Below are 11,332 nucleotides of genomic sequence, written 5' to 3'. Positions count from 1 at the left end.
TGAAATGCGTGGTGGACCAGTAACGGTGTCGTTGACCGACAAGTGGGAGCCGTCTGCGGGATCGGTGATCACCTGGCAGCCCTCGCCGGCGTCGTATGCGAAGGCCCTTGAAGCACCGGTGAGCGACATTCCCCCGAGCTTCATGCAGGTGCAGCATCTGCGCACATATCTGCGGCAGGCCGCCAAGGGTCTGGACTTCTCGCGAGTGCTCGTCTTCACCTTGGATATGCCGGGGCGGTGCGACAAGCGGGCCATGGGTCACGTGATCAACGCCCACCTGAGGAGACACGACACGTATCGCAGCTGGTTCTCGCTCGATGATGAGCAGAACATCGTCCGGCGCACCATCGCCGACCCGGCCGACGTGGAATTCGTCCAGGTCAAGTTGGGCGAGATGACCTCGGACGAGGTGCGGGAGATGGTGGTCTCGGAGACCCCGGACCCGTTCCGATGGGATTGCTTCCGTTTCGGAATCGTCCAGAGCTCAGGGCATTTCACCTTCTATTTCAGTGTCGACCATCTGCACCTGGATGCCACGTTCGCGCGCTTGCTGATCATGGAAATCCTGATGGGATACAAGGCGCTGGTTCAGGGCGGTGCCCCGATCGAGCTTCCGCCGGCGGGAAGTTACGGCGACTACTGCATCAGACAGCATGAGTTCCTTTCTGGGCTGACCCCCGATTCCGAACCGGTGCGCGAGTGGACTCGGTTCGCCGAGAACAACCGCGGCAGCCTCCCAGATTTCCCGCTGCCGCTGGGCGATCACGGTGTGCCATGCGGTACCGCGATCGTCACCGAGCAACTGCTCGATGAGCAGCAGGCACTGAAGTTCGAGTCGCGCTGCATCGATGCGGGGGCGCGATTCATCGGTGGTGTGATGGCAGCTCTCGGATTCGTCGAACGCGAATTGACCGGTACCGATACCTATTACGGCATCACCCCGAGCGACGCCCGCGATGAGGCGGACATGTTCACGACGGGATGGTTCACCGGGCTGGTGCCGATATCGGCCCCCGTTGACGGGACCTTTGGCGCGGCAGCCGTCGCGGCGCAGGAATCGTTTGACCGTGGCCGGCAGCTGGTGAATGTCCCCTTCTACCGGGTCCTGGAATTGGTGCCGGAGCTGAACTGGCCACGGCCGTACCACCCGATGATCAACTTCTTCGACGGCGGCGCTCCGCCGCTTTCGCAGTTGTTCACCAACCCGCTGCTGGTGGGCAATCCCATCGGTTTGTATGCGGAGAGCAAGTCGGTGTACCAGCTGACGATCTTCATCTCGCGATTCCCGACGGAGACGACGCTGATGATCGCGTACCCGGACAACCCCATCGCGCGAGAGTCGATCACCCGCTACGTAGACCTCGTGAAGTCCACGTTCGCAGGGGTTTGCGAGCAGAATGACGCTGTGCCCGCGCGGTAGTCATGTGGACCATCGTCTTGTTGATGGCACTTGGTGTGAGCGTTGAGCCCACTCGACTGGGACTGACAGTCCTGATGTTGAACAGGCCGCGACCGCTGCTGCAGCTATTCGTGTTCCTGTGCGGTGCATTCGTCATGGGGTTGAGTCTCGGACTAACACTGTTGTTTGTCCTTCGGGTGTCTCCGATGGGGAAGTCAGACGTTTCGGGGCCCTATATCCAAGTCGCGCTTGGCGTTCTAGCCTTGTTGGTGGCGGCTGTGCTGGCCATCACGGCCTCGATCCGTCGACCTGCCGCCGCTCCGCGTGCGCCGCGGGCGGGCTTGGCGGACAAGGTTGCGAGGCGAGTGCGAGGGTTCATGCAGAACAACTCGTTGTGGGTGGCAGGAGTCAGTGGACTGGGAATTGCCTTGCCGTCGGCGGACTTCCTTGCGGTCATCGCTCTCATCCACGCCTCGGGTGCCACGCAACCCATTCAGTCCATGGCGCTGCTCTTCTTCAACGCGGTGGCCTTCTCGATGGTGGCGCTGCCATTGTTGAGTTACGCGGCGATGCCGGCGCGGACGTACGAGATGGTGTCGGCCTTGCACACCTGGGTTCGGTCACGCCGACTGATCGATGTCGCTCTGATCGTCGCAATCCTCGGCCTGATCATTCTGAGTCTGGGAGCGATCGGCATTCTGCGGGCGTGATGCCGCTGAGGTGGTCCGTGACCTCATTGGTGAGCTTGCGCCACGTCGGAGCGGGCATCGGGGCACAATCGCTGGGTGACTCACAAGCCGGCCGTATCTCCAGGTGACCGTAAGGCTTTGGCGGTGGCCAACTTCTTCGTGGCAGACGTCCAGGCAGGTGTTGGCCCGTTCCTGGGGGTGTTACTGGCCAGCCGTGGCTGGGGAACAGGTGCCATCGGGGTGGTCACCGCGCTGGGCAATGCCGTCGGACTGGCATCGACCACACCGGCGGGCGCTCTCATTGATGCCACCCGCCGAAAACGGTTCTGGGTTGCCGCCGCGGCGATATGCACGGTTGCAGCCTCCGCCTTGGTCTTGGTTTCCCGAGATTTCTGGGTGGTTGCCGCTGCGCAAGCGGCTGCCGCAGTCGCTGCCGCTGTCCTTGGTCCCGCAATCATCGGGATCACCCTCGGCGTGGTACGCCAGTCAGGCTTCGTAGCCCAGAACGGCCGCAACCAAGCCTATAACCACGCCGGCAACATGGTGGGTGCTGCTCTGTCAGGCTGTCTTGGTTGGTATTTCGGATTCGCTGCAGTCTTTGGGCTGGCTGCGGCGTTCGCGATCGTTGCGGTGGTGGCCACGCTGTCGATACCCTGCTCGCCATATCGACGACCAAGCAGCACGCGGAGCCACCGATGGGCATGACGGTGTTGCCGCAAGTGGACTGCAGATCCTGGCGCGCTCTCCTGCGCTTCGGGCTCTGGCCGCGGCGATCCTGCTCTTCCACCTCGGAAACGCGGCAATGCTGCCGCTCTACGGACTGGCCGTTGTCGCCCACAAGGCTGATCCATTCATCACCGTTGCTGCCACCGTCGTCGTCGCCCAGGCGGTGATGGTGATCGCCTCACTGGCCGCCACCCGTATTGCCCGCAAACGCGGCTACTGGACGGTCTTCACCATCGCGTTCATCGCGCTGCCGGTGCGTGGGTTCGTCGCCGCGAGCATCATCACCACATGGGGCATAGTGCCCGTACAGATCCTCGACGGCATAGGCGCAGGCATGCTCTCTGTGGCCGTTCCCGGGCTGGTGGCACAGCTTCTGGAGGGCACCGGGCACATCAATATCGGGCAGGGAGCGTTAATGACCGCCCAAAGCTTGGGGGCCTGTCTAAGTCCTCTGCTCGGCGGATACATCGCCCAGGAGTTCGGGTTCCGGGTTGCCTTCGCATTCCTCGGTGCGCTTTCCGTTGGATCGCTTCTCATCTGGCACAAATACGCATCAGCAATACGCGCCGCAGAAGCCCCTTCAGCACAGGAACGCTAGAAAGCACTCAGCGGGTGCTCTCCGAGCTTGGCCTCATTCTCCCTTCGAGCAGCGCAGTAACGACAGCGGCACAGTAGGTTATCGCCGTGACAGAAGCCACTGCGACAATAGGGTTTTCGAGCCCGTCTCACCCGAACAGCAGTGCGAGCGCAACGACCCCGACCAGCACGGCCGCGGCAACGGCATCACGCCATCCTGGATAGATCGGGTGCGCTGAGATCCGGCCCGCACCGCCTCGTGCGGTGATGGCGTCGCCCATCTCCGTGGCGCGGCGCAGCGATACCACCATCGCGGCGGTGCACAGATCGACGACTTCCGCACGCCGCGAAGGTTTTTCCGGTTGCGGGGGTTGAAGCCTGCGTGCGGCCGCCAGTAATCGGAATTCCTCGGACAGCATGGGAAACATCCGGAACGCCAGGGAAATGGTGATTGCCCAATCATCGACGGGAACCCGCAGGATGCGCAGGGGGCGACACAAAAGTGCCACTGCGGGAGCGATGTCGGCGACCTGTGTCGTCCACGAGATCACCGCGCCGAGCCCGATCAGGACCAGCCCCAGCGACGTGACGCGCAGGAAATCCAGGAAGCCTCCCACGCCGATGGTGACCGGTCCGAATGCCAGCTCAGGCGCGCCACCGTTCACGATGGTGAACAAGCTGCCCGCCACGACAAGCAGACCCACCCACCGCGGGACGGACGGGATGCATCTGGGGGAGATGCCGGCAAGCCCCGCGGTCACGAGGATCAGCAGCGCGACGAGCCCGATCGCGGTCCACGACGGCGTGACGGTCAGCAACACCGATATCGCCAGCACGGCCAGGAGTTTGGTGCCGGCCCACAGCGCGTGGATGGGCGACGGCCCGGGAACGGGCCGCATCAGCATCAACGGACGTCGTTGGCTCATCCGGCGTTCACCAACTCACCCTGTTCAAGACGGATCGTGCGGGGGCACAACGGCGAGAGGCTGTCGGTGTCGTGGGAGGTCACGACGACGGCCTGACCACCGTTGCGAATACGCACCAGCAGATCGATGAGGTCGGCTTGCGCATCGACATCCAGGCCCGCCAGCGGTTCATCGAGAATCAGCAGGCGTGGCGAGCGGGCCAGCAGTCCGGCCAGGGCGACCCGCCGCAGCTGCCCGCCACTGAGCCGATCGATAAGCACCCCACCGATATTCGGGTCCAGGCTGACCGAGGCCAGCGCGCGATCGATGCTGTCGGTATCGGCGACTGAATACCCCGCCAGTGCGGCGACCGCGGCACCGGCGTGCCCCCGCAGCAGTTGCAGTCGGGCGGCCTGGAAGCACAGCGCGACCGCTCCAACCTGCTCTGCGGTGGGGCGGCCATCGAGAAGACATTGGCCCGCCGAGGGTTCCAGGAGGCCCGCCATGATCCAGGCCAGGGTGGACTTGCCGGATCCGTTTCCACCGCAGAGCAGTATCCCGTCGCCGGAACGAATCCGAAGTGAAACGTCGCGCAGCACCGGTTGCGACCAGGGCGTCCCGACCGCATAGTCGAACGAAACTCCCTGTACGTCGAGAATCGTTTCCCCGCCAATGGATTCGGTAGGGGATGGGCGTTCTGCACCCTCCCGGCCTTCACGCACCTCGATACCGCCCAGTGCCACCACGCGATCGGCGGCGTCCGCCTCCTGCGGGTAGTGGGTGATGTGCACCAGCCCCAGACGGTGATGGGAGGTGAGTCCGTCGAGCACATTGATGAGCGTCTGCCGACCGTCGTGGTCGACCATGGTGGTCACCTCATCGGCGATGAGCAGCGCGGGTTCGCGCGCGAGCGCCGATGCGACCGCGAGCCGCTGCAGTTCTCCGCCGGAGAGACCCGCGGTGTCCCGGTCGCTCATTCCGCTCAGACCCACCTCGCTGAGCAGACTCTCGATCTCGATATCGCGATCGTGCGGCAGCCCCCACACGATGTCGTCGGCCACACGCAACCCCAGCACCTGGCTCTCCGGATGCTGCAGGACCAGCGCGGTCCCACCCACCTGGCCCAGGCCCACGCCGCCGGGCCGCTCGATCGTCCCGGTCGTCGGAGGGACACCCGCCAGGATGCGCATGAGGGTGGACTTGCCGGAACCGTTGGCTCCGGTTACCGCGATGTGCTCGCCGACGTCGACACGCATGGACACCGCGGACAGGGCATCCCGGTCGGCTCCGGCGTACCGATAACCCGCGTCGGTGAGCACGGTCGGCAACGGGCGGGGCGGGGTGTTGTCGTGCCCCGCGGGCAGCATCCCCACCGAGGACAGATCGGTTACTTCCTCGAGTCTGCGCAGTACCGGGGTGAGTACCCGCCATCCGAAGGAGGTCCCGAAAATGACGATGAGCCACACCGAGACCCCGAAGAACCAGGGCCAGTGCACGATCCAGCCCTGCACGGCGTGATCCAATCCCGTTGCGGCGCGGCCGAGAACCGGTACTCCACTCAACAGCGTCGCGAACCCGCCGACGTTGGCCGACACCGCACCCAGAACAACCTCGCGCAGGTTCCTCAAGGCCGCGAACACCCCGACACAGAAGGAGGAGACCAGCACACCCCACAGCGCGGCGACGGCCAACATTGTTGCCGCGCCGCGATTCCGGCGCCGCACCTGACCGGCGATCGCACCCATGTACGCACATGTCAGCGCCGAGACCAGCCCGCCGAATCCGGCGATCAGAAAGCTGATGAGGCCGGCGGCGACACATGCGGCCAACGCCACCCGGATGCGATGCCGGTAGCACAGCACTCCCATCGGGACCGCTCCCAACCAGGCGAACACCACTGCGCCGGGCAGCACGATAGAGACGACAGCGATCGCCCCCATGAGGGCGGCAGTCATCGCGGCCTGGGCCAACTCCGCTGGTTGCATACGATTCGGTTGCACTGGGACCGATTAGAGCACGGCTAACCCAGCCGCGTGATTCACGTCCACGTAAACTCGCGCGGTGACTCATGACGCCTACCTCGTCGGCCTCCGCCTCACCGGACGCAAGGTCGTGGTCGTCGGCGCCGGATCCGTGGCGCAACGGCGTCTCGGGCTGCTGATCGCCAGCGGTGCCGATGTCCACGTGATCGCGCCCGCCGCCACCCCCGCGGTTGAAGGCATGGCCTCGATCACCCTCAGCCTCAGGCCGTACCAGGACGGCGACCTCGAAGACGCGTGGTACGCCATCGCCTGCACCGATGACCCTGCCGTCAACGCCGCGGTGGTATCGGAAGCCGAACGACGTCACGTCTTCTGCGTCCGTGCCGATTCCGCCCGGGAGGGCACCGCGGTCACCCCCGCATCCTTCAATCACGACGGTATCGCTGTCGGTGTCTTGACCGGTGGACAGCACAAGCGATCAGCAGCGCTGCGATCGGCCATCCACGAGGCGCTACAGCGTGGGCTCATCACCGAGACCGCGGACGTGAAGCCCGAAGGCGTCGCGCTCGTCGGTGGGGGACCGGGTGATCCTGATCTCATTACCGTCCGCGGACGCAGGCTTCTCGCGCAGGCCGATGTAGTCGTCGCCGACCGGCTCGCTCCCGCCGAGCTTCTCGCCGACCTGGGCCCCCACGTCGAGGTCATCGATGCCGCCAAGATCCCCTATGGCCGTGCGATGGCCCAGCAGGAGATCAACCGGGTGCTGATCGAACGGGCGCAGGAAGGCAAGTTCGTCGTCCGCCTCAAGGGCGGTGACCCGTTTGTCTTCGCCCGCGGCTACGAGGAAGTCCTGGCCTGCGCCGAAGCGGGTGTGCAGGTGACCGTCGTACCCGGTGTGACCAGCGCGATCTCCGTTCCCGCAGCGGCCGGAGTGCCGGTCACGCATCGCGCGGTCAATCATGAGTTCGTGGTCGTCAGCGGGCATGTCGCGCCCGGACATCCCGAATCGTTAGTGAATTGGGACGCGCTTGCTGCCTTGAAGGGGACCATCGTGTTGCTGATGGCCGTCGAGCGCATCGAGCAGTTTGCGAAGGTCCTCATCGATGGGGGCCGACCTGCGGATACCCCGGTGCTGGTGGTGCAACACGGCACCACCGATGAGCAACGCGTGCTGCGCGCAGACCTTGCTACTGCGCCCGAGCGCATTCGCTCGCAGGGCATCAGGCCGCCCGCGATCATCGTGATCGGCCCCGTTGCTGCGTATGGCGCCTCTTCGTGACCTAAGGGCACGTTAAGAGGACGGTAAGGTGTCCTCCATGCCTGCCCTCAGCGTCGAGCAGCTCACTCAAAAGGCGCGAGAACTCCTGCCGTCCCGGCACTACCTATATGCCGTCATCGCGATCGCCGGTATGCAGTTTCTAGCCACGATGGACGGCACCATTGCGGTGGTCACGCTGCCCAAGATCCAGGCTGAGCTGCACCTCAACGATGCCACCCGAAGCTGGGTCATCACCGCGTACATGCTGTCCTTCGGTGGACTGATGCTGCTCGGTGGACGACTCGGCGATACCTTCGGCCGTAAGCGCGTCTTCATCGGCGGCATCGCGTTGTTCACCCTCGCCTCCATCGGGGTGGGCCTCGCGCAAGAGGACATCGGACTGGCTGTTTTCCGTCTCATTCAAGGAGTGGGCGCCGCGGTCGCCTCGCCGACGGCGTTGGCATTGGTGGCGACCACCTTCCCCAAGGGACCGCTGCGTACCGCAGCGGTCGCGGTGTTCGGTGCCATGACGGGGGTGGGATCCATCGCCGGACTGATCGTGGGCGGTGCGCTGGCCGAGGTGTCCTGGCGTCTGGCCTTCCTTATCAACGTGCCCGCCGGTGCGCTGATGATCTACCTGGCCGTGCGGTCACTGACCGAGACCGAACGCGAACCGATGAAGCTGGACGTCACGGGATCGGTGTTGGCGACCCTCGGCTGTACTGCCGCGGTGTTCGGCTTCACCCAGGGGCCCGACCGCGGATGGGATTCGCCCTACACGATCGTGTCGCTGATTGTGGCCGCTGTGCTTCTGATCGCGTTCCTGCTGGTCGAGCGCACCGCGGAGAACCCGGTACTGCCGCTTAGCCTGTTCAAGGACCGCAACCGGGTTGCTACGCTCGCGTCGATCTTCATGGCCGGCGGCGTGCTGTTCACCCTGACCATCACCATCGGCCTGTACATGCAGGATCTGATGAAATACAGCCCGTTGCGAACCGGAGTTTCTGCCATCCCGTTCGTCGTCGGCATGGGAATCGGCTTGGCTCTGTCCTCGCAACTCGTCACGCGAATGGCGCCCCGAGTGCTGATCCTGTGCGGCGGTGTCGTGGTGTTCGGTGCGATGCTCTACGGCTCGACGGTGGACCGGACCATCGACTACTTCCCGGATTTCGCGACGCTCATCTTCGTCGGTGGGCTCGGTATCGGCACCATCGTGGTGCCGGTGATCCTCTCGGCCATCACCGGGGTGGATGCCGACCGCATCGGGCCGCTATCCGCGATCTCCCTCATGCTGCAAAACCTCGGCGGCCCAATCGTTCTGGTGATCATCCAGGCGATCATCACCTCGCGCACGCTGTACCTGGGCGGTGCCAAGGGCCCGGTGCAGAACATGAACCAGGCGCAGCTGCACGCCCTCGATCACGGTTACACCTATGGCCTGCTGTGGATCGCCGGAACCGCGGTGCTGGTCGGGGTGGCGGCGCTGTTCATAAGCTACACCGCGGCCGACGTCGCGCACGCACAGAAGGCGCAGACCGCGCACGACCAGGGTCTGGACGAAGAACAGCCGGCCTAGCAGTCCTGCGGGGTGTAGTCCCCGGCGCGGAACAGCAATCCGTTGGTGATGGGAATGCCGTCGTTGACGGTGATGTGACACGACATGCGGAAGACGCTCGGAGGTCCGTCCGCGGTCACCCGAAGAACCGGCGCCGCTCCGTTGAGTTTCACCGTGCGTTCCCAGTAGTACCCGGCGAACGTGTGCCCCGACTCTTCGCGCAGCTGATTGCCGTCTTGATAGGAGACGGTGAAGTCGGCATTGCCGATTCCGATCGCCGACAACGAGTACTTGACCGTGGCAGGGGCGGCGTCGGCCGGCGCCGCGACCCCCACACCGAACACCGCCATCGCCGGAATGATCGCCCACGCACGCATGCGCTCGATGCTAGCCGGAGGCCGCGATGGCGCGCCGATATGCTGTGCAACCGTAACTGACGGTCTTCGCCCGAGAGGCTCAACGAAAACATGGTCTTCGCCCGAGAGGCTCATCAATGATCACCCGGCTCTCCGAGCTTTTCGTACGGACGCTGCGCGACGACCCGGCCGATGCCGAAGTCCCCAGCCACAAGTTGCTCATCCGCGCGGGATACGTGCGTCCCATCGCGCCGGGTGTGTACAGCTGGCTGCCGCTCGGCCTGCGGGTGCTCCGCAAGATCGAGGACATCGTCCGCGAAGAGATGAATGCCATTGGCGGTCAGGAGATCCTGCTGCCCGCTCTGCTTCCGCGCGCACCCTACGAGACCACCAACCGGTGGACCGAGTACGGCGACTCACTGTTCCGGCTCAAGGACCGCCGCGATAACGACATGATGCTCGGCCCCACCCACGAGGAGTTGTTCGCGCTCACCGTGAAGGGGGAGTACAGCTCCTACAAGGATTTTCCGGTCATCCTCTACCAGGTTCAGACCAAGTACCGGGACGAGGCGCGTCCTCGCGCGGGCATTCTGCGCGGTCGCGAATTCGTCATGAAGGACTCGTACTCCTTTGATACCTCCGATGACGGCCTCAAGACCGCCTACCGCGCACACCGCGAGGCGTACCAACGCATCTTCGGCAGGCTGGGCCTGGACTACGTGATTGTCGCGGCCACCTCGGGAGCCATGGGTGGTAGCGCGTCCGAGGAGTTCCTCGCTGAAAGCCCTACCGGGGAAGACACTTTCGTGCGGTGCGTGGAATCCGGTTATGCGGCCAACGTCGAGGCCGTCATCACGCCGGCACCACCCGCGCGGTCTGTGGAGGGCCTGCCTGAGGCCGTCGTGCACGAGACGGGCGATACCCCGACCATCGCGACGCTGGTTGACTGGGCGAATTCGGCTGATCTCGGCGGGACCGTCACAGCCGCCGACACCCTCAAGAACATCCTGCTGAAGGTGCGTCAGCCCGGTGGTGAGTGGGAGCTGCTGGCCGTCGGAGTCCCCGGGGACCGCGAGGTCGACGACAAGCGACTCGGAGCCGCGCTCGAGCCTGCCGAATACGAGCTGCTCGGTGATGCGGACTTCGCCAAGCATCCGTTCCTGGTGCGCGGATACATCGGACCGAAAGGATTGATCGCCAACGGTGTTCGCTACCTCGTAGATCCGCGGGTCGTGGAGGGCACCAGCTGGATCACCGGCGCCGACGAACCCGGAAAGCATGTGGTGAACCTCGTCGCGGGGCGCGACTTCACCCCGGACGGCACCATCGAGGCCGCCGAGGTTCGCGACGGCGATCCGTCACCCGATGGCGCAGGTCAGCTGGTGTCAGCACGCGGAATCGAGATCGGCCACATTTTCCAGTTGGGCCGCAAATACACCGATGCGTTCACCGTGGATGTGCTCGGGGAGAACGGCAAGCCCGTGCGGCTCACCCAGGGTTCTTACGGCGTCGGCGTCTCGCGGCTGGTGGCCGTCGTCGCCGAGCAGCAGCATGACGAGCTTGGGCTGCGGTGGCCTACCGCGGTATCGCCGTTCGACGTGCACGTGGTTATCGCGAACAAGGATGAGGCCGCGCGGGCCGGCGCCGAAGCGCTGGCCGCCGATCTAGATCGGCTGGGTCACGAGGTGCTGCTCGACGACCGGACGGCTTCGCCGGGTGTGAAATTCAAGGATGCCGAACTGCTCGGCGTGCCCTGGATTGTGGTGATCGGCCGCGGTTGGGCCGACGGCACCATCGAGCTGCGCAACCGATTCACCGGAGAGGCGCAATCCATTGCGGTGGCCGATGCAGTGACGTCCGTCACGGCCGCGATTCGGTAGGCGATA

Annotated in this window: 10 protein-coding genes; 7 read left to right on the top strand and 3 right to left on the bottom strand. The window is 64.8% G+C overall.

The genetic code is table 11. From position 1 onward, the window contains the following. The first annotated feature begins 4 nt into the window (after nt 1-4). From MSTE_RS15410 to MSTE_RS25550, 4 genes are all read left to right on the top strand, one after another. Nucleotides 5-1,420, top strand: a complete 1,416-nt coding sequence (locus tag MSTE_RS15410; RefSeq protein WP_096502487.1) for a condensation domain-containing protein — start codon at nt 5-7, stop codon at nt 1,418-1,420. Nucleotides 1,421-1,422: 2 nt separating this feature from the next. After that, on the top strand, nt 1,423-2,109 hold the full coding sequence (locus tag MSTE_RS15405) for a GAP family protein (RefSeq protein ID WP_096502485.1): 687 nt from the start codon (nt 1,423-1,425) through the stop codon (nt 2,107-2,109). Nucleotides 2,110-2,184: 75 nt separating this feature from the next. After that, nucleotides 2,185-2,793 carry an MFS transporter gene (locus tag MSTE_RS25555; protein ID WP_231896897.1) on the top strand — a complete coding sequence of 203 codons (609 nt, stop codon included), beginning with the start codon at nt 2,185-2,187 and terminating at the stop codon, nt 2,791-2,793. Then, on the top strand, nt 2,714-3,412 hold the full coding sequence (locus MSTE_RS25550) for an MFS transporter (protein ID WP_231896896.1): 699 nt from the start codon (nt 2,714-2,716) through the stop codon (nt 3,410-3,412). The genes MSTE_RS25555 and MSTE_RS25550 overlap by 80 nt, the downstream gene beginning before the upstream one ends. 127 nt (nt 3,413-3,539) lie before the next feature. Here MSTE_RS25550 and MSTE_RS15395 read toward each other — a convergent pair whose 3' ends face one another. Next, nucleotides 3,540-4,316 (bottom strand): energy-coupling factor transporter transmembrane component T family protein, encoded by a 777-nt coding sequence (locus MSTE_RS15395; RefSeq protein ID WP_096502483.1) that lies wholly within the window; start codon nt 4,314-4,316, stop codon nt 3,540-3,542. Then, nucleotides 4,313-6,280, bottom strand: a complete 1,968-nt coding sequence (locus MSTE_RS15390) for an ABC transporter ATP-binding protein (protein ID WP_096502481.1) — start codon at nt 6,278-6,280, stop codon at nt 4,313-4,315. The genes MSTE_RS15395 and MSTE_RS15390 overlap by 4 nt, the downstream gene beginning before the upstream one ends. A gap of 76 nt (nt 6,281-6,356) precedes the next feature. Between MSTE_RS15390 and cobA the strand changes: the two genes are divergently transcribed. Both cobA and MSTE_RS15380 read left to right on the top strand, forming a co-directional pair. Beyond that, nucleotides 6,357-7,556, top strand: a complete 1,200-nt coding sequence (gene cobA / locus MSTE_RS15385) for a uroporphyrinogen-III C-methyltransferase (RefSeq protein ID WP_096502479.1) — start codon at nt 6,357-6,359, stop codon at nt 7,554-7,556. A gap of 37 nt (nt 7,557-7,593) precedes the next feature. Beyond that, a complete protein-coding gene (locus MSTE_RS15380) occupies nt 7,594-9,111 on the top strand; it encodes an MFS transporter (RefSeq protein ID WP_096502477.1) in 1,518 nt (505 codons plus the stop codon). On the opposite strand, the gene MSTE_RS15375 is transcribed toward MSTE_RS15380, so the two are convergent. Then, entirely contained in the window at nt 9,108-9,467 is a 360-nt protein-coding gene (locus MSTE_RS15375; RefSeq protein ID WP_096502475.1) for a hypothetical protein, read from the bottom strand. The genes MSTE_RS15380 and MSTE_RS15375 overlap by 4 nt on opposite strands. Before the next feature lie 116 nt (nt 9,468-9,583). Between MSTE_RS15375 and MSTE_RS15370 the strand changes: the two genes are divergently transcribed. Then, a complete protein-coding gene (locus tag MSTE_RS15370) occupies nt 9,584-11,326 on the top strand; it encodes a proline--tRNA ligase (RefSeq protein ID WP_096502473.1) in 1,743 nt (580 codons plus the stop codon). Nucleotides 11,327-11,332: the final 6 nt, after the last annotated feature.

Source organism: [Mycobacterium] stephanolepidis (assembly GCF_002356335.1).
GTDB classification, from domain to species: domain Bacteria; phylum Actinomycetota; class Actinomycetes; order Mycobacteriales; family Mycobacteriaceae; genus Mycobacterium; species Mycobacterium stephanolepidis.
This window is presented reverse-complemented; position numbering and strand designations above follow the sequence as displayed.